This is a genomic window from Pseudoteredinibacter isoporae (assembly GCF_040372805.1).
GTDB classification, from domain to species: domain Bacteria; phylum Pseudomonadota; class Gammaproteobacteria; order Pseudomonadales; family Cellvibrionaceae; genus Pseudoteredinibacter; species Pseudoteredinibacter isoporae_A.
The window spans coordinates 18,439-45,024 of sequence record NZ_BAABWJ010000002.1 but is presented as its reverse complement, the minus strand read 5'-3'; the positions used below and the strand labels follow the sequence as shown (position 1 = coordinate 45,024).

The 26,586-nt window shown below is 50.4% G+C and carries 24 protein-coding genes; 18 read left to right on the top strand and 6 right to left on the bottom strand.

Annotated features, from left to right (window positions below; translation table 11 throughout):
- Positions 1-147: 147 nt before the first annotated feature.
- From ABWW03_RS06590 to ABWW03_RS06580, 3 genes are all read left to right on the top strand, one after another.
- A complete protein-coding gene (locus ABWW03_RS06590; protein WP_353407193.1) occupies positions 148-2,088 on the top strand; it encodes a sensor domain-containing diguanylate cyclase in 1,941 nt (646 codons plus the stop codon).
- A 106-nt stretch (positions 2,089-2,194) separates the two neighbouring features.
- Entirely contained in the window at positions 2,195-2,668 is a 474-nt protein-coding gene (locus ABWW03_RS06585) for a hypothetical protein (RefSeq protein ID WP_353407190.1), read from the top strand.
- Positions 2,658-2,921, top strand: coding sequence for a GIY-YIG nuclease family protein (locus tag ABWW03_RS06580; RefSeq protein WP_353407189.1), 264 nt, complete (start codon positions 2,658-2,660; stop codon positions 2,919-2,921). Before ABWW03_RS06585 ends, ABWW03_RS06580 begins: the two co-directional genes overlap by 11 nt.
- A 5-nt stretch (positions 2,922-2,926) precedes the next feature.
- On the opposite strand, the gene ABWW03_RS06575 is transcribed toward ABWW03_RS06580, so the two are convergent.
- On the bottom strand, positions 2,927-3,706 hold the full coding sequence (locus tag ABWW03_RS06575; protein ID WP_353407187.1) for a DUF599 domain-containing protein: 780 nt from the start codon (positions 3,704-3,706) through the stop codon (positions 2,927-2,929).
- Between the two features lie 94 nt (positions 3,707-3,800).
- On the opposite strand from ABWW03_RS06575, the gene ABWW03_RS06570 reads away from it, so the two are divergent.
- Together ABWW03_RS06570 and ABWW03_RS06565 are read left to right on the top strand one after the other, a co-directional pair.
- Positions 3,801-4,436, top strand: a complete 636-nt coding sequence (locus tag ABWW03_RS06570; protein ID WP_353407186.1) for a tRNA-uridine aminocarboxypropyltransferase — start codon at positions 3,801-3,803, stop codon at positions 4,434-4,436.
- 437 nt (positions 4,437-4,873) lie between these two features.
- Positions 4,874-5,632 (top strand): class I SAM-dependent methyltransferase, encoded by a 759-nt coding sequence (locus ABWW03_RS06565; protein WP_353407185.1) that lies wholly within the window; start codon positions 4,874-4,876, stop codon positions 5,630-5,632.
- Between the two features lie 65 nt (positions 5,633-5,697).
- Here ABWW03_RS06565 and ABWW03_RS06560 read toward each other — a convergent pair whose 3' ends face one another.
- The 3 genes from ABWW03_RS06560 to ABWW03_RS06550 all read right to left on the bottom strand — a co-directional run bounded on the left by ABWW03_RS06560 (position 5,698) and on the right by ABWW03_RS06550 (position 10,271).
- Positions 5,698-5,889: a DUF3604 domain-containing protein gene (locus ABWW03_RS06560; protein ID WP_353407184.1), complete on the bottom strand. Its 192-nt coding sequence runs from the start codon at positions 5,887-5,889 to the stop codon at positions 5,698-5,700.
- A 271-nt stretch (positions 5,890-6,160) separates the two neighbouring features.
- The gene (locus tag ABWW03_RS06555; protein ID WP_353407183.1) at positions 6,161-7,936 is read right to left on the bottom strand and encodes an amidohydrolase; all 1,776 of its coding nucleotides are present in this window, start codon (positions 7,934-7,936) and stop codon (positions 6,161-6,163) included.
- Positions 7,937-7,955: 19 nt separating this feature from the next.
- Positions 7,956-10,271: a TonB-dependent receptor gene (locus tag ABWW03_RS06550; RefSeq protein WP_353407182.1), complete on the bottom strand. Its 2,316-nt coding sequence runs from the start codon at positions 10,269-10,271 to the stop codon at positions 7,956-7,958.
- Positions 10,272-10,501: 230 nt separating this feature from the next.
- Between ABWW03_RS06550 and ABWW03_RS06545 the strand changes: the two genes are divergently transcribed.
- Positions 10,502-11,128 (top strand): TetR/AcrR family transcriptional regulator, encoded by a 627-nt coding sequence (locus ABWW03_RS06545; RefSeq protein ID WP_353407180.1) that lies wholly within the window; start codon positions 10,502-10,504, stop codon positions 11,126-11,128.
- A 7-nt stretch (positions 11,129-11,135) separates the two neighbouring features.
- On the opposite strand, the gene ABWW03_RS06540 is transcribed toward ABWW03_RS06545, so the two are convergent.
- Complete coding sequence (locus ABWW03_RS06540; RefSeq protein WP_353407179.1) at positions 11,136-12,770, bottom strand: phytoene desaturase family protein; 1,635 nt, start codon at positions 12,768-12,770, stop codon at positions 11,136-11,138.
- Positions 12,771-12,957: 187 nt separating this feature from the next.
- Here ABWW03_RS06540 and ABWW03_RS06535 point away from each other — a divergent pair, with 187 nt between their 5' ends.
- Genes ABWW03_RS06535 through ABWW03_RS06525 form a run of 3 tightly spaced genes read left to right on the top strand, consistent with a single transcriptional unit; the run spans position 12,958 to position 14,590 of the window.
- Entirely contained in the window at positions 12,958-13,509 is a 552-nt protein-coding gene (locus tag ABWW03_RS06535) for a PadR family transcriptional regulator (RefSeq protein ID WP_353407177.1), read from the top strand.
- Positions 13,509-13,634, top strand: coding sequence for a hypothetical protein (locus ABWW03_RS06530; RefSeq protein ID WP_353407175.1), 126 nt, complete (start codon positions 13,509-13,511; stop codon positions 13,632-13,634). Before ABWW03_RS06535 ends, ABWW03_RS06530 begins: the two co-directional genes overlap by 1 nt.
- A 14-nt stretch (positions 13,635-13,648) precedes the next feature.
- Positions 13,649-14,590: an MBL fold metallo-hydrolase gene (locus tag ABWW03_RS06525; RefSeq protein ID WP_353407174.1), complete on the top strand. Its 942-nt coding sequence runs from the start codon at positions 13,649-13,651 to the stop codon at positions 14,588-14,590.
- Positions 14,591-14,667: 77 nt separating this feature from the next.
- Here ABWW03_RS06525 and ABWW03_RS06520 read toward each other — a convergent pair whose 3' ends face one another.
- The gene (locus ABWW03_RS06520; protein WP_353407172.1) at positions 14,668-15,675 is read right to left on the bottom strand and encodes an AraC family transcriptional regulator; all 1,008 of its coding nucleotides are present in this window, start codon (positions 15,673-15,675) and stop codon (positions 14,668-14,670) included.
- A gap of 80 nt (positions 15,676-15,755) precedes the next feature.
- Here ABWW03_RS06520 and ABWW03_RS06515 point away from each other — a divergent pair, with 80 nt between their 5' ends.
- The 9 genes from ABWW03_RS06515 to ABWW03_RS06475 all read left to right on the top strand — a co-directional run bounded on the left by ABWW03_RS06515 (position 15,756) and on the right by ABWW03_RS06475 (position 26,343).
- Positions 15,756-17,363 carry an FAD-binding protein gene (locus tag ABWW03_RS06515; protein ID WP_353407170.1) on the top strand — a complete coding sequence of 536 codons (1,608 nt, stop codon included), beginning with the start codon at positions 15,756-15,758 and terminating at the stop codon, positions 17,361-17,363.
- Between the two features lie 58 nt (positions 17,364-17,421).
- The gene (locus ABWW03_RS06510; RefSeq protein ID WP_353407168.1) at positions 17,422-19,080 is read left to right on the top strand and encodes an acetolactate synthase large subunit; all 1,659 of its coding nucleotides are present in this window, start codon (positions 17,422-17,424) and stop codon (positions 19,078-19,080) included.
- Between the two features lie 689 nt (positions 19,081-19,769).
- The gene (locus tag ABWW03_RS06505; protein ID WP_353407167.1) at positions 19,770-20,522 is read left to right on the top strand and encodes an alpha/beta fold hydrolase; all 753 of its coding nucleotides are present in this window, start codon (positions 19,770-19,772) and stop codon (positions 20,520-20,522) included.
- 308 nt (positions 20,523-20,830) lie between these two features.
- A complete protein-coding gene (locus tag ABWW03_RS06500; RefSeq protein WP_353407166.1) occupies positions 20,831-21,766 on the top strand; it encodes a lysophospholipid acyltransferase family protein in 936 nt (311 codons plus the stop codon).
- The gene (locus tag ABWW03_RS06495; RefSeq protein ID WP_353407165.1) at positions 21,717-21,968 is read left to right on the top strand and encodes an acyl carrier protein; all 252 of its coding nucleotides are present in this window, start codon (positions 21,717-21,719) and stop codon (positions 21,966-21,968) included. Before ABWW03_RS06500 ends, ABWW03_RS06495 begins: the two co-directional genes overlap by 50 nt.
- 2 nt (positions 21,969-21,970) lie before the next feature.
- Positions 21,971-23,380 (top strand): AMP-binding protein, encoded by a 1,410-nt coding sequence (locus ABWW03_RS06490; protein ID WP_353407163.1) that lies wholly within the window; start codon positions 21,971-21,973, stop codon positions 23,378-23,380.
- Positions 23,377-24,225, top strand: a complete 849-nt coding sequence (locus ABWW03_RS06485) for a lysophospholipid acyltransferase family protein (protein ID WP_353407161.1) — start codon at positions 23,377-23,379, stop codon at positions 24,223-24,225. The genes ABWW03_RS06490 and ABWW03_RS06485 overlap by 4 nt, the downstream gene beginning before the upstream one ends.
- 122 nt (positions 24,226-24,347) lie before the next feature.
- Positions 24,348-25,007 (top strand): response regulator transcription factor, encoded by a 660-nt coding sequence (locus ABWW03_RS06480; protein WP_353407160.1) that lies wholly within the window; start codon positions 24,348-24,350, stop codon positions 25,005-25,007.
- A 4-nt stretch (positions 25,008-25,011) separates the two neighbouring features.
- The gene (locus ABWW03_RS06475; protein ID WP_353407159.1) at positions 25,012-26,343 is read left to right on the top strand and encodes a sensor histidine kinase; all 1,332 of its coding nucleotides are present in this window, start codon (positions 25,012-25,014) and stop codon (positions 26,341-26,343) included.
- Positions 26,344-26,586 lie beyond the last annotated feature (243 nt).

The window sequence follows — 26,586 nt, the reverse complement described above, 5'->3', positions numbered from 1 at the left end:
GACGCTTATTATCACCAAAGGATAAGCTGCCTCCTATGTGACACAGTGCACACTTCAATCTTGTATAGTCATGCCCGACATGCCAAGATGCGCTCCTGTTTAAATAATCACCACACCCATCAGAGCGACATACGGATAATTAGCGTAATGATCAGGGACCTTTGGCCATTAATGGTTGCCATCATTATCGCGCTGCTGGCTACTTTGCAACCTTACGCCAAGGTTCGTTCCTCTGAATCCTTTCCCATTACCGCACCGTTTCAGGAACTCGATCTCAGCGAATGGGATTTTCAAGCCATTAAACTGGATCAGCATTGGCGCTGGTATCCGAATCAATTGCTGGAACCCGGCGTAACTCATGAGCGCTCGTCCCAAGAAACTGTCAGCCTGCCCCACTATTTTGCCGGCCAGCAACAGCTTCGTGGCACGCGTCAAAATCTGGGCAGTTATCGCCTGCGCTTGAAGCTTCCTGAAGAGAGCTTTCGACAAAACCTGAGTCTTAGCCTGCGCTATGTCTGTAATAGTGCCAAGGTGTACTTTTATCCTCTCGGACAGGAAAACCAGCAATTCGACCCGATTCTGGAAGTGGGTAAGGTATCATCTGATCCCCAGAATTACCGCGCTGAACTTGGGCAGTTCCACACGCACCTCAATATCAAACCCGGCCCGAGTCACTACGAATTAATGATTCAAAGTGCCGGTTTCAGCAGCCCCACTCCCGGACTCTGCCAACCCCCTATTCTGGGCCACAGCAAATCACTGCAAGGAATCGAGCAACTGCAGCTTCTCTGTCAGGGATTCATTGTCGCCATCATTTTTAGCTTTGGCCTTTACGCCATTGGCACCTCGGTATCGGGCAGTCGTAACCGTTCCTACCTTTGGATAGGCAGTGCCGCAGTATTGATCGCCTTGAGTAAAGCCGCGCTGGATAATTTTTTTATCAATATAGACAACAGCAACAGTGATACCGGCTACCGACTCGCCTTCAGTTTGCTGCACAGTACTATCATGATCGGTGGCGCCTTAGCGGTGGGGTTCGTGCACAACAGTTTCCGCCAACACTTTTTCACGCACCGCTTTGTAAAAAGCAATCTCGTCATTGCCATTGTTCTCAGCCTGCCCTTCTTTTTACTGCCGGCCGAATACAGCCGCGAGTGGATTATCGCTCTGGTATTTTTCTCTGGGCTGCAGTATCTATTGGTGCTGTATCTTCTGTATAAAGTCCTGAGTAACCGTCTGATGTACGCGCGCCGTATCGCCCTGTATGTCGCTCCGTTGTTGATTTCCGTGCATATTGAACTGGCAGAGTATCTGGGTTGGGTTGCCAACAATCAGTTTTTTCTCGCCTCTCTGGTCTTCTTGGTGATTGCCCAGGGGCTTACCCAGAGCCAGAAACTCGCCCGCGCCAGTAAGGTGGCCTCTCGATTGTCCCAGGGACTGAGTGATGAAGTTCAAAAACGCGTCTCTGATCTGCACCTGAAAAATCAAGAACTGTTGCTCACCCAGCAAGAATTGACCCGAGCAAATCGGGAGCTGCGAGACCTCTCGGTCACTGACGGTTTAACCTCGGTCTTTAATCGGATGTACTTTGACCGGCAGTTTATTTCTGAATGGCAGCGCTCGCGACGAGATCAAAAGAATCTCTGCCTGATGTTGATCGACGTCGATCACTTCAAGTTGATCAATGATCAACACGGTCATTCTGCAGGCGATGAAATTTTACGCCGCATTGCCAATTCCCTGCTGACGCATTTTAAACGGGGGAGCGATATCGTTTGCCGCTACGGCGGCGAAGAATTCATTATTATTTTGAGTGACAGCAGCAGCCAACAGGCTTCCCGTCTTGCCGAGCAATTACGGCAGAATGTCGAGGATGATGACCTGTGGTATCAGGATACTGAACTGTCGATCACCATCAGCATCGGGGTCTGCGGCCTGACACCCGGGCCTGACCATCAACCCCTCGATCTCCTCAATGCCGCCGACCAGGCGCTGTATCAAGCCAAGCGTGAAGGGCGAAATTGCGTACGCACCGCCAAACCACCCGCCCCCAATAAACATCGCCAAAACGAGCCAGAACCAAGTTAGTAAGACACCGAGCCAGAGGGCGCGAAGGTTCTACCCCTAGTTTTTAGCGAACCGATCGGGCAGAATTTAGACCTGATCCCGCTTGAACTTAGGAACATCACCCTCCATGGCAAAACTCATTATTTTAGTGGCCCTGATTTTTTTGGCCTGGTATCTGCGCAATCGTTTTATCAGTACCCCCAAGCCTGAGCGTAAGCGTCTGGTCACAGGCTGGTTGCTGTGGGCAACGGTTGCTGCCGTTGTGGCGATGGCTCTAACCGGAAGGCTGCACTGGATCGGCGGCCTGCTGGCACTGAGTGTGCCGTTTCTCCGCCAGTTCGGCTTGTGGTTCATGCAACGAAAACTCAATCAGATGGATCAATCCCAACCAAACCAGCCCCAAACCGATACTCAGATCGATCGACAGCAGGCCCTGCAAATCCTGAATCTTTCCGGCGAGCCGAATCGCGACGACATCGTCCAGGCCCATCGCAAATTGATGCAGAAGAACCACCCGGATCAAGGCGGCAGTGATTATTTAGCCGCCATGCTAAATCAGGCTAAAGACCTCTTGCTGGAAGAGCTGGACGATGCCAACTGAGGACGCTTGGTGGGTGTACATCATCGAGTGCGAGGACGGTAGCTTGTATACCGGCATTAGCAATCATTTACTGCGTCGCTGGCAACAACACTCGAGTGGAAAAGGCGCAAAGTACTTTCGCACACGCCGGCCGTTGAAAATAGTTTGGATGGAATACCCGCACGACAAACGCAGCGCGGCTCAGCGGGAATACGCGATCAAGCAGCTTAAACGCCCCGAAAAGCTCGCCTTGATTCAAGGGCTCGCCGCCTGATGGCTTTAACCCCGATTGACGTTCTTGCTGACCGCTTCCACATTTTCGCGCTCGCCCTCAAAACCTTCATCAATGTTGAGCATGGCACTCAAACTGCTGGAGCGAAACTCGCGAATATACAATACGATAATGACGACCGTGACCGAGAACGCCATTAAACGCGCATCGATAAACCAGGCCATGCTGGCCAGCGCAAAATAGTAAGACCGCAAACCGTAGTTAAAGCTGTGACCGGCCTGGTCCAGAACTTTCGCCGTGTATTTCGCATAGCGCCGGATTGCAGCGGGGTTTTCACTGTCGTCATCCAGTTGGGGAGCAGCCCCCAATAACACCGACACGAATCCAAACTGACGCAGGGACCAGGTAAAGGTGAAGAAGGCATAGATAAAAATGCTGATCAGAATCAGAAACTTCAATTCAAGCTCTTGAGTACTCACCGATGAGGCAAACGGCAACAATTCAAGGGTTAGCTGCACTTTATCGGCGGCGGCCAAGGCCGTTACCAAACCCGCGAGAACCAACAACGTTGTCGAAGCGAAAAAACTCACATTGCGTTCAATATTGGCCAATAGAGCTGCATCTGCCACACGTTGTTCTCGACTGAGCAGGCGCTCCATCCAATCGACCCGATAGCGATGCAACACGGAAGCCAAGCAGTCTGTGGTCTTGGCTTTTCTCTTGGCAAAACGGGTGTAGGCAAACCAGCCTCCCAGTAACCACATCAATGCCAGTACATCATGGAGTTTGATAAATGCGAGGATTTCCATAGAGAACCGTAAACTCATTACCTTGCCAGAACACTGGAACGTCTTTGCTCCAGCCTGAGCTATGTTAGCATACTGCCTTCACATAAAGCGCTACCACTGAGAATTCCCCCCGATGACTGAAGCCCATCACACACGCATCCGCTGCTCGCAATGCCAGCGCCCGCAGCGTAGCTGTTTGTGCGATCTGATCACGCCAGTTAACAATGTAGTGCACGTTCATTTGTTGCAACACCCGAAAGAAAGCCAACACCCAAAAGGTAGCGCTATTCTGTTACAACTGAGTTTACAGAGAATGTCGACGTGGGTCGGGGAAGACTTCCCTTTGCTGGAACAAACACTCAGTAACCACGGTTATCAAGATATCTTGCTCTACCCAAGCGATGATGTATCCGAGCCGCACAATGTTCCCTCGACTGAAACCTCAAGAGAGTTCACATCGTCCGATGACAATACTGACATGCAGCCTATCCGCCTCTGGGTACTGGATGGTACTTGGCGTAAAACCTACAAAATGCTTCAGTTGAACCCGGCTTTATTGCAGCTACCCCGTTTTACAGCACGTGCTCATGAAATTGGTCAATACCGCATTCGTAAAGCCCCTAAAGAGGGCCAGCTTTCTACCTTGGAAGCCTGTTGCCACGCCCTCGCTGAGCTTGAACAATCAGCAGAAAAATACCGGGCCCTTTTGACAGCTTTTGAGGAATTCAACCAACGTTGGATGCACTTTGCTCAGAAACCTACGGCCTGACTTGTCAGACGCGATTATCGCAGCTCCAATGCCATCTTGAGTCGAATTTGCACATCAACCGCTTTACGGTCGGCGCGAACCAGTTCAAAACGCCAGTCATCAACCGCCCCTGCCGTATGATTAAAGAACGCACGGTGACAGGAATCACATCCTGAATATCTTCCACAGTCCCCAGTCTTGTGACCGTCAATGACACCGTAGAAACTCCGGTGTGCCTGGCCATCAAACGCTGGGCAGGACAGATCGGAGATTTACTCGAAAAAACCCAAGACATTCACCCTTCATATCACTCAACTTACCGCATTAAAGTTCGCCGTCTATCTTTACTGGATAAAACGAGGTGGTAGGATTCCAAGTTGCTTTTTTACCTGTGGAATGTCTCCACTTGAAACGGCTGGATATAACGAACGATAACTCGAATACATTAGGAATTGACTATGCGATTGACTTCAGCACTCTTGATTACCGCTACAGCCTTCAGCGCCAGCGTATTGGCCGACAGTTTCGATGCCACAAAAGCTAAAATCCAGTCTGCTATGCAGGCCGAAATTCGCACCGAAAAAGAAACCGCGCGCGACCGCAATCGTATGCCCGTCGAAACGCTGGAATTCTTCGGTTTACGTGATGATATGAAAGTGGTTGAGTTTATTCCCGGTGGTGGTTGGTACACCAAGCTGTTGGTTCCCGTCATGGCCGAAAACGGTGAGTATCACGCTGCACTTGGCACCAGCCGCATCAGCAAATCTCTGAGCGGAAAAGCCGGCTTTGAAAAAATGAACATTGCCAAAAACGACGCCAAATTCAGTCGTGAAGAAGGTGCCCGATTTTCTGATTTGAACTTTACCGACATCGGTGTAAAAGGAGCTGATATCGTTTTTACCTTCCGTAACTACCACAACCTGACCGAGGGTGGACGGACGGCCATGAACAAAGCCGCCTGGCAAGCCCTGAAACCTGGCGGTGTCTACGCCGTGGTCGATCACACTGCGCGTCACATGGAGCCTGGCACCAACAGCAACCGCCGTCGCTTTGACCCAGTTAAAGCCATTAAGGAGATTCAGGCCCAAGGATTTGTTTTCGAAGATTACAGCGAGCTGCATTATCGCGAGGACGATGAACTGCGCTATGAAGTTGGTGTGAAGTCAGTGACCGGCAATTCAGACCGCTGGACATTAAAGTTCCGCAAGCCTAAGTAACCCCTCTAAACCTGAGGCTGCCTTAGGCAGCCCCAGGCCAATGCTTGTTCACAGGCAAGACCAATTTACGATTCTGGAGTTAGCCAGATAGGCGAGGAATACGCTCTTTCCTGGATCAGTGCTGGCTCATTATTGGCTTTTGATCGCCTCATAGCGAGAGCATCAAACTGCGAATGCCTCATGGTGGGTGCTTCAAGAACGCGCACATAGTAAAAAGCTTTCTCTTTGGAATTAAAATTCGGATCCTTCCATTTCACAAAAAACTCGTCACTTTTCCGCCTGGGAGTGACTGGCAACAAAAGAGATGGCCGCACAGAGCGCCGTGGTGAAGATACCTGGTTTCATCGAATCAACCTTATCCAATAGATAGGTCAAAACAATAAACTAGTTATAACTAACTTTTCAAGAAATCTGCAAAAAAACCATGTACCCCAAATGAGCCATCGAAGGGCATTCAATGGCCTGGAATGCCAAAGCCCTCTATTGGGAGGGCCTGATCTACGGTTAATTCAAAGATGAGTGACGGCGTTACAAACCCAATGCGGCTTCCAGCTTTTCCGCTTCCGAGCCACGCTGATAAACCGTTTTGCCGTTCAATATTGTGCGTTCGACCTTGGCGGTGTGAATCTTCTGAGGTGCCAAGGTGAATACGTTATCACGCATCACAATCAAATCCGCTTTCTTACCCACCTCAATAGAACCCAATTCATGGTCACGATTGATTTGGTAAGCGGCGTCGATGGTGTAGCCTCGCAACATCGCGTCCAAACTGAAAGCCGATTCCGCTCGCGGTTGCGCTGCGTTCGGACTCGCGCCAGGCAGTGCACGCGTCATGCCCGATTCGATCTGACTCATGGCGACCAATCCCGGTAATCCGCCGCTCACGGGAAAGTCACTGCCGAACGTAATTTTACCGCCACTGCGGTAAATATCCGCAAAACTGTACAAACGATCGGCACGCTCTTTGCCCAAAACACGGCTTGAGTGGCCTCTCTCCATGCCAAACCACAATGGCGTGGTCTGCGCCACAACATCCAGCTTGGCAAAACGAGCATGATCTTCTGGGCGCACCAACTCGGTATGAGCGGTGGAAAAGCGGTTTTGACGTTCCGGGTTCTGTTTACGTGCCACCGCAAACGCGTCCAGAGCTTCCTTAATGGCTCGATCACCAATGGAATGAATGTGAATATTGAATCCTGCCTTATCCACCGCCGAAACCAGAGTCGACAGCGCTTTACCTTCCAAAATTAAACCGCCGACGTTTTTCGAATCATTCAGATACGGGGTCATTTGGGCCGCCGTTTCCGCTTCTGTTGTGCCGTCGTTATGGATCTTTAGCGTGGTCGGCCAGATCAATTCGCTCTGATACTGTTTACGAAGAGACTGTAAATCCTTAACCGTATTTTTGGCCTTGTCCGGATCGAGCAAACTCAGGGAAGTCATCATGCGGGTATTCAACTCCCCGGACTTCTCCAATGACGTCAATACTTGATGGCCCACCTCCGTCAAACTGAGCATACCGGCATCAAATACCGTGGTGTAACCCAACATCGGAAACATCGGCATTAGCTGTTGCAGTTGCGTACGAACATTGTCAGACGCATAAATACCCATAGCTTCGACCAAGGGCTCTACCGCTTGAGTTTCCAAAGCGTAGCCGGTCGGCTCGCCATTTTTGTCGCGTCGATAAAAGTGCACCCCAGGGACAGGATCAGGTGTATTGCGGTTCACACCCGCCAACGCCAATGCTTTTGAATTCGCCCAGGCGCTGTGGCCGCCATCGTCCAGAAAAACAATGGGTCGTTCGCTGTCCAGCTCGTCCAGTATCTCTTTTCGAGGCCCGGCCTTGCCGAAGCTATCGGCATAAAAACCAAAACCGAAAATCACATCATCATTGGGATGCTCTTTCAGATAGGCCTGTACCTGCGCGACATAAGATTCGACCGTGCTCTCTTCAACATCGAACACCAAGCCTGAAGCCAACACCGAACCGAAGACCGGATGAGCGTGCGTTTCAATCAAACCAGGAAGCATAAGCTTGCCTGCGAGATCGACATGCTCAGCGCCTTCTCTTACATAGGATTCTGCACCAGCCGCATCCCCTACGTAGACAATCTTGTCTTCATCGACAACGACTGACTCTGCCCAGGGCTGGGCCGGATTCATGGTATAAATTTGGCCATTGCTGTACACCACCGCGGAAAAAACCTGTGCGCTAAAAAATCCGGCCGCTAGGCCGGCAAGAGCTTTCCAACGCACACTATCCGATGAGCACACAACCGACTTCAATACATTGCGAAACATGCTGTTTATCTCCACCCATTTACCATTCATAGCTCAATTCCAACGTCCAGCTGCGCGGACGCCCTTGAACACGATTGAAGCTGCCTAGATCATCCGCACTGCGGTTCAAACTGTACGCTTCGTTAGTGACATTATCGAGCAATAGAGCCACCTTCCAATCAGCCGCTGTTGGCAACAATTCAAAACGCATACCGAGAAGCTGATAAGATTCAATTCCAAACAAGGCGCGATCAAGATTGGTGCCATAGGCATCGTCCGCATTGATATCATCCCGCCAGCTGTAATTGAGTGAGCTGTTCAATTGATAATGCTCATTTAAATCCGTTTGATGTTCAAGCTGGAAGCCGAAACTGTATTCGGGTGCAAAAGCTCGACGCAACCCCTGCAAGGGCACCTGCACCCCGTCAGGATCTAAACCGATTGTTGCGGATTCAGAAATTTTTGCGCTCAGATAATTCGCCTGCAAAGACAACTGCAGATTATCGATAAATTCCGGCAGGTAGGTCAGCTCAATTTCTACGCCCTTATGCTCAGCGTCGCCAAGATTCCCCAACTTGGTGAGCACGCCATCGATCTGCTGGTTGAATTCCTGAGTAAAACCCTGCACATCCTGATAGTCGTAATAGTACACGGCACCGTTAAAACGCAAACGACGGTCCAACAAGTCGGTTTTCCAGCCCAGCTCATAAGACCAAATCAATTCTTCATCATAGGCGGCAAGCTCGGCAGCACTGAAAGCAAAACCGCCGAAGAAGCCGCCCGATTTAAATCCACGCGTGGCTTTTGCGTACATCAACACTTCATCATTGGGTGTCCAATCCAAACCAATGTGGCCTGAAAAGTGGCTGTCCAAATCGGCTTTTTGATTGACACCATCAAGCCAAAAAAACGGCTGCAGTTGGCCATCGCCATTGAGATCAACGCCATTGCCCTCGGATTCAAAAAAGCGATAGTTGATCAGATCTTTATCTTCTTTGGTATAACGCAAGGAGCCGTGAATTTTCCAGGCCTCATGGAACTCCCATTCCAGCTGGCCATAGGCGGCAGCAGAGGTGGTTTCCTGCGTGAAAGAGCGGAAACCTAAACTGGGGAAATCAACCAGTTGAGACAGATCCGAATCTCGATGAGCCAAGACTTCTTCATCACTGTAGCTGGCCCCCAAAAGCCAGTACACGCTATCGGACAACTCGCCCTGCCAGCGAAACTCCTGCGACCAGGCGCTGAGTTCACTACGACTGCGCTCGTGGAACAAGGTTAAATGCGACGCATCAAAATCGTAATTTTGCTTGAAGTTGTAATCCATCGCGGTAGTGATGGACGTAAACTGAATATTGTCGCCTTCCCACTGCCACCGCATGTTCGCGCTACGCCAGTCATTGTCGAGTTCATTAATGGGATTCGAGCTTGTACGGCGCCCCTGATCATCTTGATCAGTCGCCAGTGGTCCGGTACCTGTGCCGAACACAAAGTTGGACAAAATATTCGCCAAAGTGAAACAGCTTTCATTTGCGGCACCACCGGCGGCCACCGCTGGGCAACGGCCCGAACCATCTGCAAGAAAACTTGCCTGACCCTGTGCCAGATACGTTTCTGAGTTATCCCGTCCGTAATCGATTTTCAACAACACATCTGTTTTTTCATTAAGCTGCCAAGCGAGCTGAGCGCGCAGAGCCGTAAAACCCTGATCACCAAACTCATCATCGCCTTCGGTTGCCAGGCTGTCTTGCCATCCGCCACCTTGACTGCTGACAGCAGCCAAACGAACGGCGGCATTGTCACCGATATCAAACCCAGTTGCGGCTTCCAGGCGGCTTTTGTTCCAGCGTCCCAAGCTGCCACGCACATAACCGTTACTCTCTTCTCCCACTTTGGCGCGTCGGGAATTCACACGCACGGCACCACCGCTGGTATTGCGGCCATACAAACCACCCTGGGGACCTTTCAGCACTTCCACCTGTTCAATATCGAACAGGCCGATGCCACCCAACACATTCGAGAACATATAGGCTTCATCATAAAAAATGGCGGCGGTGGGCGTATTGTTCGGATTGAAATCTGCCAAGCCTACTCCACGAATCACCCAAGTTGGCTGACCGGAACCACGATCATCAAAAATCTCGGCGCCTGCCACATTGGCAGCAAGTTCCTGCAGGCCGGTATTGCCGAGTTTAGAAATTTGTTCGGCGCTGAAAGCGCTGACTGAGATGGGGATATCCTGGCTGCTCTGATCACGTTTTTGGGCTGTGACGACAACCTCCTCCAGTGTTTGAGCTTTCACGGCCATTGGCAGGCAGGCCACTGCAAAAGCCGCTATACCGATTGCTTGGCGATTCATAATCCACTCCGATTAATTATTATATGAATGTTTATTCACATTCATCATGCAACAGGAGTAATATAGACGTCAATAAATGTGAATGTTTATTCACATAACCCTTTTGGGGTAGCCTGATACCAGACAACTGGTAAGCCAAGGGCGGTTTGCTGATATACTTTGACGCTAAGCCTTTGATTGCCCTAAAGAACCTTTAGAGTAAAACCCGACTGAGCTCAGACAAAGCCCCTATGAATAACAGCCTTAAAAAGCAGCCCAGCCAAAAACGCTCGCAGGAACGAGTGAACACGATTTTGCGCAGCTGCAATAAACTACTGAAAGAGGAAGGCTTGCAGGGGCTAACAATGCCTAAATTAGCTAAAGCCGCTGAGGTGTCGGTGGGTTCCCTATACCAGTACTTTGAAAACAAGCAGGCCGTATTGCAGGCCTTGTATGAGGACTACCTCAAAGCACTTCGCCATCTGATTACCGAATTTCTGCAGAATATTGATCAACATCCGGACTGGAAAGATGGCTTTCGTTATCTCTTGGGAAATCTGCTCAAAGCTGAACAAGAAGGCGGTCCCATGGCTGAAATCAATCAAGCGCTGCAACTTTATCCGGAGTTGGAAGCGCTGGATGACCGACACAGTGAGGAAGTCAGTGAATTACTGATTCAAGCTTTGAAACACTACCAGTTTCCAGGCACCCGAAATCAGCTCAAGCAACTGGTGTATTTTTCCTACTCTATCAATATTGGCACATGGTCTTATCGTGCGCGGTACAACACCCCCAAACAGTTAAAGCAGTGTAATCACTGGGAGCTGTGTGCCAACATTGCGGTGATGGAAGACTATCTATCGAGCATCAAGGGCTGAAAAAGCCTTAGCTTGCTTCCACATAGTTCTTAAACAGCTTCATGACGTCTCCGCTTTTGCGTAAACCCAGTATACGCATCGTACACATGACTCCCCCCATCAGCCCGCCACCGACACCTGCCGTCATCACATCGGCGCCTGTCATATAGAGGTTTTGAATATCGGTTTGTGGGTGCATGCAAGACTGTTCAAAACGGTCCACCCAATGATCAACACCGTAAATTTCACCGGCCGTATTGTGTTGATAAAACTGTGTCGACAGTGGCGTGCCCAGTTCGTAGTAATCCAGTGCGTCGCGCAGCTGAGGTTTGCGTTCAAAGAGCTTTTCCAACAGCTCCTGAGAAAGTTTTTCTTTGCGCGCCTCGTAATCATCGCCACGTTTTCGCCAATAGGTATCTTCCCAGGGTTGGTAGTCTTCGAAGTTAGCAATGGTCACAATTTCAACGGTGCTTTTACCTGGAAAACGTTCTGACCATGTCGGATCTTTTGTGCTTGGAAACGACATATACAATAGAGGAAAATCACTGTGCGTTCCCTCGCGAAACGCATCTACATTGGCTTCGTGGTCACCATTGGGGTATATCCAAAGATTGGTTGTGTCCAGCCCCAGCTCTTTGCTTTCTCCTTTAAACCCTGCGTACAAACAGTATGACGCACTGGAATGGTTCAGCACCTCATTCCCCAAGGTGGCAGCCACATTGTGTTGCACCCGACTTGCTTCGGGATACAGTTTGCCCAGGGTTTTATGAATACCGATATTACTGATCACCACATCCGCATGGATTTCATCGCCTTTCGCCATTTTAACGCCGTAGGCTTTATTGTCTTTCACCAGAACCTCAGCAACTTCGGCGTAGGTAAACACCTCACCGCCGCTTTGCTGAATGGTGGGAATAATAGAACGTGCCATCTCACTGGCGCCCCCCACCGGATAGGCTCCACCCGCCAGATAATGCTTGGCGATCAATGCGTGCATTAGGAAGGCGGCGTCCCGCGGCGGTTGACCATAATCACCCCATTGCCCGGTTAGCACACTGATCAGTTCCTGATTCTGAGTAATGCCTTCGAGAACCTCACGAGTCGATTGGAAAAATTCCTTCCGTACCAGAAATGGGCGCAATCGGCGGTATATCGACGACATCCACTTTGGCATCGCCTGACCTGCGAAAAATTTGGGGGTTTGGCTGGACATCTCGCGAATCAGCGCAACGTAACGTTCGATGCTGTCACGTTCATCGGGGAACTGCTCGCTCAGCGAGGCAATAAAGTTTTCCCGCCCTGCAACAAAGTCGAATTCTTTACCACCAATGATAATGCGATCGTATACCGGGTCCATCGCCTGCCACTTCAGGCGCCCCTGGCTTAATACATCAAACATACGCTTCATCGTCGATGGCTTGTGCACCTCACCGATATAGTGAACCCCCACATCCCACTCATAACCTTCGCGCTCATAAGCGTGGGTATAGCCACCGGCGGTGTAGTGTTGCTCCAGCACACAGACTTTTTTGCCCAATAGAGACAGCAAAGCGGCCGTCGTTAAGCCCCCAATTCCAGAGCCCACAACGATGGCATCGTAGTGCTCCGCCAAGTGTTTCTTACGATAGCGGATCCCGGTGCGAACTTTCACTTTCTCAGACATGTGACAAGCCTCCTATCAGTCTTATTATCAGCGGGCCATGCCAGCTCACCGCCATAACAGTGAGCCAAGCAACGCTATGCAATTTTTTGCATATGACTTCGGGCCAGTATACGCCTCAAGATCCAATATGCAAACTTTTGCATAGTGACTGTCCAAGGTATACTCCCCTTTCGTTCAGCAATGCCAAATGCCCATGTCCCTGAAACACGCTATTCTTACCCTGCTGGAAACCGAGGAAAGCTCGGGCTACGACCTTCTCAAGCAGTTCCAGTCTCGCCTGGGCTATTTCTGGAACGCCAGCCACCAGCAGATTTACGCCCAATTGAAAACCATGCACGCCGATGGGTTGATTGATTTTCACATCGAAGCTCAGGACAATAAGCCCGATAAGAAAATTTATACTCTGACAAACGCTGGTCGTGACGCCTTATCGGATTGGGTCAGGCATCCCTTGAAATTAGGCAAAGTTAACGACGCATTACTCGTCAAACTTTACGCCGGCCATCTAGCAGATCAATCCCAACTGTTGGAAGAGATGAAAGACTACCGTGATAATCATCAGCGCATGCTCAATACCTTTCGCGCGATCGAAGATGAATACCGAAGCAGCACCAAGAAAGAACAGGAAAACCTGGCCCTGCCCTATTTGACCTTGCGAAGAGGCATTATTGGGGAACAGGCCTGTTTGGATTGGGCTGACGAGGTGATTCGTTTTTTAAAAGGCGCACGAAGCCGTTAATGTTGTCCGTTGAAAAACTTATCATGACGATATCCCCCAATGCGCCGACCGACATTATTCCCTACAATACCTCTTTGGGAAAAATGTATCAGTTTGCCCAGAATTTATTTATTCAGTTTTACTGAGCCATACCATCAATATGAAACGATTCATCCGTCCGCTGTTGTATACCCTTGTTATTGTGATCGGCCTGTTGTCTCTGGGCGTCTATAAATATAGCCCCTATCTGCTGATGGAACTGCACGCCAGCCGTCACACTCCGCCTCCCATTGACCCTAAAATGAGCGAGGAAGACTACTGGACCATCAAGGATCTGGGTAACTCCGTTTACGCCATTGGCGAACTGTCCTGGTATCAGAAGAACTGGCACTACCTCATTGTGGGTGAAGAAAAAGCCGTACTGTTTGACAGTGGCACTGGACGTTATCCAATTCGAAATACCGTCGAGAAGCTGACCGACAAACCGATCATCGCCATTCCCTCCCACCTTCATTATGATCATGTAGGCAACCTCAGTGAGTTTGAAGACGTTCGTATTATCGACCTTCTCTCCGTTCGGAAGTTGGCCGACGAAAACACACTCCACCTGAGCCGTTATGCGCATCTGGGGTTTATTGATCGGTTGGACATTGAACCGATAAAAATTCACAAATGGGTGATGGATTTGGGGAAAATTGATATTGGGGGGCGAGAGTTAAGCATCACTTCAATTCCCGGACACACCGATGACTCGATCGCACTTTACGATCCGCTGGGCAATTATCTGTTTACAGGCGACACCATTTACAAGGGTGCCATTATGACCATGTTGCCAGGCTCCAGTCGTTCCGACTATGTCAGAAGCATGAAAAAGCTCATTAATCTGTACGGCGCCCGACGTCCCACGCTGCTCGGTGGTCATTCACGTGAAGCCGATGGTGATCAGGTGCCCAGTATGGATTGGGGGCTGGTGAATCTGTTGAATTCCAAAATCAAACGCGCTGAAAGCGACAAAACCCTGTACCAGGGCACGCTGCCGCGAGTCCTGTCCATCAGCGATGAAGTGGAATTTTATACCGGCTTTGAATGGAGCAATAAGTAATTTAGCCAAGCCACTGAGCGAACAACAGAAAAAACAACAAAAAGATTCGGAAGTAGCCCGCCCCCGTGCTGCCGACATTAAGTATTGTGATGCTTATGCCAGCGCGCTGGCGGCATGCCTGTCCAACGACGGAACGCACGATAAAAAGTACTGGCTTCCGCGAAGCCCAGAGACTGGGCAATGTCCGCCAGGGGTTGCCGGGATTCTCTCACGGCATCCAGCGCCAATGACTTTCGCGCGTCATCCAGTAAGCCTTTAAAGGTGCAGCCCTCGGCATCAAGGCGTCGGGCAAGCGTCCGCTCACTCATACCCAGCGCCCGTGCAGCATCGCTTCTCCGAGGCAGCGTTTCACCAACCCTCGACTTAATCCATTCGGCCAGATCCGGTAAGGAAATTGATTCCTGTTCCAATTCAATCAAACGGTCAGAGCTGTATTGCTCATGGAGCTGCGCCAAAACTGGATCAGCCTGGGGCAAAGGCTTGTCTAAAACCTCATTGCTGACCAGCAAGCCACTGAAAGCCTGTTCAAATTCAATCGGGCAGGAAAATACCTGTCGGTAGGTCGCCAAAGCACCGAGTTGAGACTGGCTGAACTGAACTCGCGTTGGCTGCACACGCGAGCCAAGCAACCAGCTATTCAATCCCACAACCGTCGCCAATACTGCCTCAATCTGATGGGGGCTGAAGGCCAGGCGTCCCTGGCAAGGGTGATAAACGATCCAGGTGTCCTGCTCCCCTGGTAACATCTGGAAGCGGCCGCCATCGGAAATCAATCGCTGATATTTCTGCACCAGGGTAAAGGATTCTCGCAGGGTCGCCGCACTCTGGAGCGCAATGCCCAACACATCAATATTGACAGGGCGGGCCTCTGAACCGGTTTTTAAACCAAAACCCGGATCGTGGGTACAACGTTCAGCGGCGTGCCAAAGCCGAGTAATAAAATCGATAGGCCAGCGCTCCCAATTCAGGGCTTCCAGAGGCAACTCAGCATCCGCGAGCAACACTTCCGGCTCGACGCCCAGTTTCCGGGCGGTCTGCACAACGTTGTTTACCCAAGCGATGGATGCACTGGCTTCTAAAGTCAATTTTATGGCCTTCAAGGTCAATCGATGTTTGATTATAGCGGTATACAGTCTGTGAAAACACAATAATATGGAAACACACCATGCCACATACGATTCGCTCAGAGGTACTGATTGCAGGCGGCGGCCTCGCGGGTATTGTTACTGCACTGGAAGCGCTTCGGGCCGGAAAGCGCGTCACCATCATTGACCGCGATACCCCCGACCGCTTTGGTGGTTTGGCGTTCTGGGCTTTCGGGGGCATGGCATTGGTCGATACTGCCCTGCAGCGCCGAATGAACATTCCCGACTCTCCCGAGCTTGCCCTGCAAGACTGGCTGAGCTTTGGCGAGCTCGATCCCAAGGATGAGTGGCCCATGCGCTGGGCACAGTATTATGTCGAGCACTCAGCCTCGGAAGTTTACGATTGGCTAATTGCCGAAGGGCTTAAATTTATGCCCTCGGTAAACTGGGTGGAGCGCGGTCGGCTGGGCGAAGGGAACAGCGTGCCGCGCTACCATATTGTTTGGGGAACGTCTCGTGAACTGGTACGCCATCTGTCCGGCGCTATGGAAAGTGCGTCAGGCCAACTGAACATCTACCACCAACATCGCGTTGTCGCTTTGGATCAGCAAGCCGGGAAAATCTGCGGCGCATTGGCTATTGATGAAAGCAACGGCCAAGAAGTACGTTTTGAATCCGACAATGTAGTGCTGGCCATGGGCGGCATCAATGGCAGTCATCAGGAATGCAAAGCCAACTGGCCCGCCCAACGTGGCATGCCCGATACCATGTTGAATGGAGCCCATCCATTTTCAGACGGTAAATTGCATCACTGGGCAGAGGATCACCTTGGCGCTCGCATCACCCATGCCGGCGAAATGTGGAACTACGCCGCCGGTTTCCCCCACCCTTTTCCGCATTTTCCTGGGCACGGTTTGTCGACGATTCCCTGCAAATCCGCCTTGTGGTTAAACCATCGTGGTGAACGCATTGGCCCGGAACCGTTGGTGACCGGTTTTGATACCCATTGGCTGTGCCAACAGGTGGCCGCCCAGGAAAAACCCTGGACCTGGCAGTTGATGAACCGGCGTATCGTACTGAAAGAATTTGCCGTATCCGGTGCCGAACACAATGCTCATATTCTGAATAAGCAGTTCCCTTTGTTTTTAAAGGATGTCCTGCTCGGCAACAAAGCACTCTTCAATCAAATGAAAAACGAAAGCCGACATTTTTTGGTGGATGACACCATGGAAGGTCTGGCGGAAAAAATGAATGCCCTGACCTGTTCTCACGATGTCGATGTGAATGTCCTGCAAGCAACGGCAGACGCCTTTGATGCAAACTTCGCCAACGGCGATAAACTCAACAACGACCCTCAAATTCGAATGATTCGACATGCACGACAATGGGGCCCGGACAAACTGCGCACCTGCAAACCCGCTCCGCTTCAAAAACCCAGTGCCGGCCCTTTTGTTGCCATACACACTCAGCTGACCACTCGAAAAAGTTTGGGCGGCTTACAAACCGATTTACAAAGTCGTGTTTTAGGCGCTGATGGTCAAGCGATTCCCGGTCTTTATTGCGTGGGTGAAGCCGCCGGCTTTGGCGGTGGAGGCAGCAATGGTAAGCGCTCGCTTGAAGGCACCTTTTTGCCCGGCTGCATTCTTACCGCCAAGGCAGCCGCACGATCCATTAATACCGGAAGCTGATCAACACAGCTATTCATTCAGAACAACACAATATAAAAATGTCAGCAGGAGAAACCCAATGCCCAATGGCGCCCAAGCTCTTATGAAAACTCTGGTAGACTCCGGTATCGAGGTTTGTTTCAGCAACCCGGGTACCAGTGAAATGCATTTTGTCGCGGCCTTGGACAATGAGCCCAAGATGCGTGCCGTTCTCGCATTGTTTGAAGGTGTTGCGACCGGTGCGGCAGACGGCTATGCCCGAATGGCCGGCAAACCCGCAGCGACACTTCTGCATCTGGGCTGCGGCCTGGGGAATGGCCTTGCCAATTTGCACAATGCTCGCAAAGGCAAATCCCCTATGCTGAATATTGTTGGCGATCATGCGACTTACCATGTGAAGTACGACGCACAACTGCAATCCGATATCGAGACTGTCGCCCGCAATATCTCGCCTAACTTTGTACGCACTTCACAACGTACCGAAGATCTTTGCCAGGATGCGGTCGAAGCAATTGCCGCCGCACGAGGTTTACCGGGCCAGGTATCGACCTTAATTTTGCCAGCTGATGTGTCGTGGGGCGAAGGTGCTCAAGCGTGTACGCTTCCACCACCAGCACCCGTCGCCGGAGCTACGAGCGAGCAGATCAATAACGCCAGTGCTGCCATCAACAGCGGCAAAAAAACCGCTATGCTCCTGGGCGGCCAGGCCTTGAGGGAAAACACCTTGCTCGCCGCCGCAAAGATTGCGGCCCATGCAGGCGTGACCTTGTTCGCCGAAACCTTTCCATCACGGATTGAACGAGGTGCGGGCCTACCTGCCGTAGAACGCATTGCGTATCTGGCGGAAATGGCAAGCCTGCAACTTTCCGAATTTGACCATTTAATTTTGGTCGACGCCAAAGCCCCCGTGTCTTTCTTTGCGTATCCTGGAAAACAGAGTTATCTGGTGCCCGACCACTGCACGGTTCATACACTCAGCAGTGAAGAACAAGATGCGGAAACCAGTTTAAACGCGCTGATCGAGTCACTGGGCGCCAGCAGCGCACAAGCTCCTTTACAAAACGCAAAAAGGCCTGGCCGCCCGAAAGGTAAACTCAGCGCTGATAAAGTCTGTCGCGCCGTGGGCGAACTCATGTCCGAGAACAGCATCATTGTCGATGAAGCCATTACCTCCGGTTTAATGCTCAATGCCATGACGGCCGGCGCACCGCGACATGACATGATCACACTCACAGGCGGTGCCATTGGCCAGGGATTGCCCAGCGCTATCGGTGCGGCCATTGCCTGCCCAGACCGTCCGGTTCTAGCCTTGATCGGTGATGGCACCGCCATGTACACCAACCAGGCTTTATGGACCATGGCACGAGAGCATCTGAACATCACCACCATTATTTTCAACAATGCGTCCTATTCCGTATTAAACGTTGAATTGGAACGTGTAGGTGCAGAAGAAGTTGGGGAAAAAGCAAAATCTCAACTTGATCTCAGTGGCCCGGTTACCAACTTTGCGTTATTGGCCCAGAGCATGGGAGTACATGGCAGCCGGGTGCACACGTCCGAAGAATTATTAAAAGCAATGGAATACGCGCTTAGCAAACCGGGACCTCATCTGATTGAGGCCGTGGTACCAGAATCACTCAATGGCATTAAGCGTAAAATTCTGCCGTATCTTCTGAAATCCATGCCGAGCTTACCCGCGCCACTGAGCAAAGCCCTGAAAAACAAAATTGCCCCCTAATTTTTCTCGTCGCTGGATTCACACCGACATTTAACATATGAAAAACACCGTGTCGCCTGAAAACCTCAGGTGACGCGAATGTCATGTTGAAAGACCCTCTTTAACAACATCATGAAAAACCGAAACCCACCCAAAGAAAAACAGATAATCCTGATCAGATATGCCGACGTATTTTTCCTACGACAGTTAAAAAATATCCGCTTAAGCAAATGAAAACCGTAAATTCAAACCACTTAAGTAATGATACTTAGGCTTTTGTCCAGCCGAAGAAAGAATATGTCCTGAAATATCAACACACTTCTCAATCTATAATCTATCATGCATTAGTGGACACATAAACATCAGCACAAGCACTTTACACACGATCGAATTTTCCAAATTCTAATGTCTAAGCGTGATTGTTTAAAAGGCGTTTGTTGAACACCGCGTGTTTTCAACGCTTTTATTTTTAGCATTCAACACTCCGCCGATCCGATGTGGTGCGGCACGACAACTCTGTTAGAAAACAATTCATCGACTCAGGAAGAGTCACCAGCAATCCGGGCCAACGGCAATCCTTCAAAGGCACTACCGCCCAGCTTAATCCTGTCCGCAAGGGAATGTAGACACTGTATGACCGAGATCAGCGTCGATCTTATTACACAAAGATTCTGACGCCTCCCGAGCGAGCACAACAACAGGAAAACAAGATGAAGGTTTTTATTCACGGCAACCCGGAAACCGCTGTCATCTGGGAAAACTTAATTCAGATTCTTAATGGTCAGGGTGTTGATGACATCATGATACTGAGCCCACCGGGCTTTGGTTCAGAACTCCCCATCGGATTTCAGTCCACGCGCTTGGCGTATATCGATTGGATGATCAAAAAACTGGAGCCCTTTAAGGGCGATATCCACCTCCTAGGGCATGACTGGGGCGCCTTGCATGTTTATGGTCTGCTGGATCAACGCCCTGATTTCATAAAATCATGGGCCGCAGACTGTGCAGGTATGTTGCACCCAAACTACCACTGGCACGCTCAGGCACAGGCTTGGCAAACGGAAGGCCTCGGCGAAGAATTAATGTACGCGAATCTTCAGCTGTCTAACGAGGAACGTGCCGAAGTGCTGCAAGCCAGCGGCATGCCCGCATTGATTGCCAGTAAAATTGCCCCGTCCCTCAGCGATGACATGGGCGAAAGCATATTAAAACTGTATCGCTCCGCCGTTCAACCCACTATGCAACTGCTCGGAGAACGCCTTGTGCGCGCCGATTTGCCTCCGGGCTTGGTTTTTGTCCCGGAAAACGATCCCTTCGCCGGCACCATGGATATGTGTTATGAAATGGCAGAGAAATTAAGAATTCACTACTGCCTGGGACTGCCTGCCCAGGGGCATTGGTGGATGTGCAACGGTGGCGCCGAGAAAGCAGCAGAGGCCCTTCTCAAACACTGGCGAGATTAAAAACGCTTTAACCTTGCCTTTGGGCTCTATCGGGACGTGCGGATTACTGCCCCAATCCGCAAGGCAAGGCTTGAGTCCTCTTTTATCTCTTTGCTCTCTTAACTTTCTTAACTTTCTTAACTTTCTCAAATCTCGCTGTTCACTGCACGCCTGCTGTTCTCCTCACGTACTTTTTTCCGCGTATTTCCTTCGCCTTCCTCCCCGCCGTTAATGCCTTGTTAATGTTGAATTAAGAAGACATTAATTCCGCCTTGATAGCCTATTACAACACTGATTATTTACCTAGCATTCACCAGCGGACTCTTACCATGCCTTCGACTCTAAAACGGAATTTGATTTTGCAGGCCTGTAAGATGCTGTACGTCATTGGAGACAAAAACCGATCTCGCCTGAGCCGCATAACCAGTCGCCTTTTTAAAGCCCTGCTTAAAAGGCGGAGCCGGATCATTGATCGAAATCTGCGAGCCTGTTTCCCCACGCTGAATCAAGAACAACGACAGGCGCTGGCCGAAAAAAATACCGTAAATACCCTTTCCGGATATCTGGAAACGTTTACGTCCTGGGTCAGCCCCCTACATTACTACCGACGCCATAGCCGTATTGTGAATGCTTGTGTACTCGAGCGGGCACAGGAAAAACCCAAGGGTGTCATTTTGATGGGAGGACATTTCACCAGCCTGGATATCGCGGGCATCGTCGCTACCGCAAAGCAGGATATCTACATTAGCTATCAACCTCATAAGCATTCATTGATGGACGCCCTGATCAATCAAGGGCGCCTGCGATGGGCCAAGGGTATCGTCAGCACAAAAGATGTGCGCGCCATGATCAGAATTTTGAAAGAAGGCGGCATACTCTGGATTGCACCAGATCAGGACCTTGGCCTAAAAGGCAGCTTGTTCACAGATTTTTTCGGCATTAAGACCGCCAGCAGCACGTCGGTTTTTCGGCTGGCGCAAATCACTCAGGCTACGGTCATTCCTACTGATTTTTACGCCGGAGACAGCCCCCGCTCGGTGACACTGCGCTACCACACCCCTCTGCCATTAACGAACGAACGAGATTTCCTGGAGCGTTATCACCGCTTTCTCGAAACCTCGATTACCTACCAACCAGATCAGTATTTATGGGCACATCGTCGGTTCAAAACCCGCCCAGAAGGCGAGATGGATTTTTATCAAGGAGATTACGACCATGTCCCAAGCCAGGGAAATCAAGGACTACATCAGTTTGCAAATCGGTAAAGCCATCGAGTCAGAAACGCCCCTGTTGGAAAGTGGCCTTCTGGATTCCATTGCGATAGTCGAACTGCTGATATTCATCGAAGAACGGTATGACGTAAGACTATCAGCCGAAGATATTAACCATGTTGAGTTTGGCAATGTTCTCAGCATCTGCCGTCTTATCGCCCGGAAAACGCTTGAGCCCCAGAACGCCCTTGGATAATCATGTTTGATATCAATGCCCTGCCTAAAGGCGATCAGCCTGCAATCATATATGCAGATCAGCAACTCAGCTGGTCTGAGTTTCACGCCACTTACAACTCGATTCGAAACACGGTCGAAAAACAACTGAAAGACAAACACCGAGCGATCATTCTTCTCCACGATCAGCAAGCCGAGCAAACGCCGCATATGGCGATTTACATCCTGCTTGCACTCAGCTTGAACATTCCCTTCGTGCCCCTGGACAGAAACCTGCCCCAGGAACGCAGGCGATACATTGTCAGCATGATCGCCTGCGGCCTGCATGTGGACTGCATTGACGGAACGATCAAAGCTTTCGACCGAAAACCCGCGACACCGCCGCCTATTCCAAGTGAAACGGCGTATATTATTTTTACCTCGGGAACCACGGGTAAACCCAAAGGCGTCATGATCGACCGTCATTCCATTACGGAGTTTTGCCACTGGTTCAACCAAGATTTCCCCCCACTGGAAGCCCCGGTGTTCAGCCTGTCAGCCTCATACAGTTTTGATTTATCCCTGATGAGCATCTTTCCATTTCTTGCGCAAGGACATAGTCTCTGGATTAACAGCCAAAGCGACCGGCTTGCGAGTATAGAGCTTCCTATGTCCATCAGAGGGCGAAACATTCATTGGGTTTCGACGCCGTCCTATATCATATTGCAGTTACTGAACCGTGACTTTAACGGAGAGACCATGGATGAGCTGAAAGTGTTTAACTTCTGTGGCGAACCATTGGAACAAAACCTGGTCGCCACCCTTCAGCAACGTTTTCCCAGGGCGCGAATATTCAACAGCTATGGCCCGACGGAAGCCACCATTGCGGTATCGACTGTCGAAATTACCAACATAGAATCACAGTCTCATCGAGAACGCTTACCCATCGGCGAACACAAACCCCCTCTAAGCATTGCGGGCGATGCGTCTGAAGGCGAACTGATCATCAACAGTGCCCAAGTAATGTCCGGGTATATTGGCAACGAGCCGACACAGGAAGCGCCCGTGCAACGCCGCTATGCGAGTGGTGATGTGGTGACCTGCGCAGGCGACTACTTGTATTTGCTCGATCGTATCGACGCTCAAATCAAATACCGTGGTTACCGCATTGATCTGGCTGAAATTAACGGGCTTCTTTGCCATCATCCCCATGTGCAGTTTGCCAAAACCGTTGCCATCACCCGGCAGGGGAGTGTTGTGAGAATTGTAAGTTTCTGTGTGAGTGATCCGGCCTACAACTTTTCCGAGAACCGTTTGAAAACCCGGCTTTCAAAGTACTTACCTCATTACGCCGTTCCCAGCGAAATCAGAAGGGTCGACACTCTACCAATGACCCAACGGCACAAGTTGGACACCTCAGCTCTACTTCAACTTTCCCAAGAGCCAGCCCAATGAAAGACCAATCAAAAGACGCCTTCTTAGCCAAGAGCGTGTGGATACTTCTGAATAGCCCCAGGAGTTTCAGAATCATCTTTGGAAAACTCATGTCCGCGCTGATTTACAAGAAACGCGTCAAAACCATGAGCCAATCCATTCAACAGAGTTTTGTCCACGTTGAGCAAGACGAAGCACGATGTATCGCCAAACAAAGTGTCGAGTATCAGGCATCGGGTATTGTTCATTGCCTGGATATTCCTGATATGAAATACGAGCTGGTCAACAGCACACGTTACTTTGATTTGGCCGAACATTTACGCGAACGCCCCGCTATTTTTGTCTCGCTTCATATGGGGTTCGCTGATATGCCCACCTATATTTTGAACAAAATGGGTATCCCGACGGCCACCTTGATTGGCCGCGGCGAAAATACCCCGGCATTCAACGTCCTTGGCTGCAAGATCCTGGAGCGGCTTGATATTCCCTACATCAAACGGGGCAACAACACCATGGTGCAACTTCTGGAAGAAGTGTCCAATGGACAATCCCTGATCATCCACAGCGATTTACGAGAACGGGGTCAGCAAGTATCGTTTCTGAACCGGGATACCACTGTACCCACCACCGCAGCGGCGCTGGCTGTTTTCTCAGATGCCCCTCTCTATTTCTGTTACACCATTAAAGAGTCGGCGAACTCGACACGCTGTCAGTTCTATCTGTCGGAAATCGAACGTCCGACAGGCCAAGGGCTCAGCCGAAAAGACATCATTGCTACCTTAACCGAAACCATCACCCGCAAGATGCAATCAACAATCCATTTGCACCCGGAGCAATGGTTTTGGTCATATAACCGCTTCAAGTAACGTGATAATCGTATGCCCCCAATCACAAGCGGTATTGCTACGTCTTTGCCTGGAGGTTTAAATAACTCCAACGTACTCTTCTCAGCAAACCATCGGATGCTGGAGATCATTCAGGACTGCCCATGCTTATTCTTATTGTGGAAGACGACCGCGACCTCTCTGCCAATATTGCGGCTTATCTCGAAATGCACGAGATGGAATGCGACTTTGCCTACAACGGTGTCGCTGCCCTGCAACTGTGCGAAGAAAACTCTTACGACTTAATTATTCTCGACATCATGATGCCGAGAATGGATGGCTATACGGTTTGCCAGACGCTGCAGGACCGAGGCATTGATACTCCGATCCTCATTCTCACCGCCTGCGACGATGATCAGGAGCAACTGCGTGGTTTTTCGGCCGGTGCCGATGACTATGTGTCCAAACCCTGCTCCTTAGCTGTACTGAAAGCGCGCATCGATGCCATCAAAAAGCGGCAATTGCAATCCGGCCGCAAACTGTCCATCCATGACATGGTGATTGATGTCACAGCTCGCACGGTAGAACGTCAGGGCCAAGCTATCAAGTTATCGCCCACCGCCTTCAAATTGCTGACCTATCTGGCTCAACGCAGCCCTAAAGTGGTTTCCCGGGAAGAGCTGCACGACCACCTCTGGCCGGATAAAGAAGTGAAGGCCTCCAATCTTAACGTCCATGTCCACGCCATTCGTACCGCACTGGACAAACCTTTTGATTGCCCACTGCTGCACACAGAAATTGGAACGGGCCTGGCCATTAGGTAATGTTATGACACGCACTCCTCACACCCGTCAGGCTCAAAAGCTCTCCAATATCATCATCCGCCATATTATCGGCTTAGGCTTGGCCTCTTTTGCCGCGGTCTTCCTGTTTGCCCTGATCATTCTTAACACTTCCGTGGATGCTACCGTATCGACCCTCGCCCGTCTGGAGCATGACAGTGTTCTTCGCCAGCTGAAGTCTGGCGAAGAACACTCTTACGGTTCAAACCTGAAGGTCTATCGCGATTGGGCGGCATTGCCCAACGTGATTAAAAATGAGTACAGCAAATCGGAACTCAGTGCTCAACCTCAAGAAGTCCTGGTCACCGAGACCCATAGCAACGAACAAGGCCACCCGTTGATCTACAGTGTCCAATACAGTTTTGAAGCGAGCATTGGTGAGGTATATCTGGTCAGCACTTACTCAAAACAGGTCTACGATGATTTGGTCTACAGAATCACCAACGACTTAATCATCAACTCAACCCTCATCTCCATCGTCTTTCTACTGATTGTGTGGCTGCTGATATCCTGGATTTATTTCAGAACCACTAAACCCCTTCGGGAACTGAGCGATTGGGCTCAATCGCTGTCTTCGTCGACTGAAGACACGCGCCAACATCGATTTAATATCATCGAACTGAACGATATCGCCGAAAAACTCCTGTTGGGTTTGGCTTCCGAGAAAAAATATTATGACCGTGAAACCATGTTCCTAAAGCAAGCCAGCCATGAACTTCGCTCACCTCTGTTCATTATGCAATCGAGCCTGGAAGTCCTAAAAACCACCGTCGATGGAAACGCCGGCCGCTTTGTGGGACGCGCGCTTCGTGCCAGCGAGCGAATGAGTTTATTGGTCGGCTCCCTGCTCTGGCTTGCCCGGGATTCCAGCAGTCCACTGGAGCGCCAGACGCTGAGTGTGAAAACGCTGATTGAACCCCTGATTAATGAGCTGAGCTTTCTAAAAGAGGAAAAGGCCATTGAATTGGATATCCAGCTCTATGAAGGCGACATCATTATCCAGCAACCTCTGCTCCAGATGGCACTTGGTAATCTACTGCGCAACGCTTTTGAACACAGCTGTGGTGGCACAATCAGCATACGGTCCGACGCCTGCTCTGTTACTGTCATCAATTCGATCAAAGATCAGGAATCCGGACATGGAAGTGGCGGCTTTGGCTTGGGACTGAAACTGAGCAAACGTATTTGCGACAAAGTGGGGTGGGACTTGCGGATTAACAATCGAGATGAGCACTTTATCGCCACCTTGTCTTGGGGCCAGCAGGAGCACCTCAACACCGAAGAACAGAACGCTCACGGGATTAAAGTTAAGGGTTAAGGTTAGAAATTAAGATAAGGAGTTAAGTTTAGACGTTAAGATCTCAGGGCGTGAGAGCTGAGAGGTCTATATCTATGAGTCCATTGGAAAAACTGGGCCGCCTGTTACAACGGCCGAATTGGTCATCCCTGACCGAGGACACCCCTGCCCTTATTGCTTTTCTCTGATCTACGGGAACGAATTTTACGAAAATCCGGCACAACAAACATTACGAATGATTACCCGCCGATGCCCCACGCCAGG

Bases quoted from the DNA above. Each gene is read 5' to 3' on its own strand.
- ABWW03_RS06510 (WP_353407168.1), top strand. From the start codon at position 17,422: ATGCCCAATGGCGCCCAAGCTCTTATGAAAACTCTGGTAGACTCCGGT.
- ABWW03_RS06575 (WP_353407187.1), bottom strand. From the start codon at position 3,706: ATGAGTTTACGGTTCTCTATGGAAATCCTCGCATTTATCAAACTCCAT.
- ABWW03_RS06505 (WP_353407167.1), top strand. From the start codon at position 19,770: ATGAAGGTTTTTATTCACGGCAACCCGGAAACCGCTGTCATCTGGGAA.
- ABWW03_RS06550 (WP_353407182.1), bottom strand. From the start codon at position 10,271: ATGAATCGCCAAGCAATCGGTATAGCGGCTTTTGCAGTGGCCTGCCTG.
- ABWW03_RS06530 (WP_353407175.1), top strand. From the start codon at position 13,509: ATGTTGTCCGTTGAAAAACTTATCATGACGATATCCCCCAATGCGCCG.
- ABWW03_RS06585 (WP_353407190.1), top strand. From the start codon at position 2,195: ATGGCAAAACTCATTATTTTAGTGGCCCTGATTTTTTTGGCCTGGTAT.
- ABWW03_RS06475 (WP_353407159.1), top strand. From the start codon at position 25,012: ATGACACGCACTCCTCACACCCGTCAGGCTCAAAAGCTCTCCAATATC.
- ABWW03_RS06580 (WP_353407189.1), top strand. From the start codon at position 2,658: ATGCCAACTGAGGACGCTTGGTGGGTGTACATCATCGAGTGCGAGGAC.
- ABWW03_RS06500 (WP_353407166.1), top strand. From the start codon at position 20,831: ATGCCTTCGACTCTAAAACGGAATTTGATTTTGCAGGCCTGTAAGATG.
- ABWW03_RS06545 (WP_353407180.1), top strand. From the start codon at position 10,502: ATGAATAACAGCCTTAAAAAGCAGCCCAGCCAAAAACGCTCGCAGGAA.
- ABWW03_RS06590 (WP_353407193.1), top strand. From the start codon at position 148: ATGATCAGGGACCTTTGGCCATTAATGGTTGCCATCATTATCGCGCTG.
- ABWW03_RS06515 (WP_353407170.1), top strand. From the start codon at position 15,756: ATGCCACATACGATTCGCTCAGAGGTACTGATTGCAGGCGGCGGCCTC.
- ABWW03_RS06555 (WP_353407183.1), bottom strand. From the start codon at position 7,936: ATGTTTCGCAATGTATTGAAGTCGGTTGTGTGCTCATCGGATAGTGTG.
- ABWW03_RS06485 (WP_353407161.1), top strand. From the start codon at position 23,377: ATGAAAGACCAATCAAAAGACGCCTTCTTAGCCAAGAGCGTGTGGATA.
- ABWW03_RS06495 (WP_353407165.1), top strand. From the start codon at position 21,717: ATGTCCCAAGCCAGGGAAATCAAGGACTACATCAGTTTGCAAATCGGT.
- ABWW03_RS06480 (WP_353407160.1), top strand. From the start codon at position 24,348: ATGCTTATTCTTATTGTGGAAGACGACCGCGACCTCTCTGCCAATATT.
- ABWW03_RS06570 (WP_353407186.1), top strand. From the start codon at position 3,801: ATGACTGAAGCCCATCACACACGCATCCGCTGCTCGCAATGCCAGCGC.
- ABWW03_RS06525 (WP_353407174.1), top strand. From the start codon at position 13,649: ATGAAACGATTCATCCGTCCGCTGTTGTATACCCTTGTTATTGTGATC.
- ABWW03_RS06565 (WP_353407185.1), top strand. From the start codon at position 4,874: ATGCGATTGACTTCAGCACTCTTGATTACCGCTACAGCCTTCAGCGCC.
- ABWW03_RS06490 (WP_353407163.1), top strand. From the start codon at position 21,971: ATGTTTGATATCAATGCCCTGCCTAAAGGCGATCAGCCTGCAATCATA.
- ABWW03_RS06540 (WP_353407179.1), bottom strand. From the start codon at position 12,770: ATGTCTGAGAAAGTGAAAGTTCGCACCGGGATCCGCTATCGTAAGAAA.
- ABWW03_RS06535 (WP_353407177.1), top strand. From the start codon at position 12,958: ATGCCCATGTCCCTGAAACACGCTATTCTTACCCTGCTGGAAACCGAG.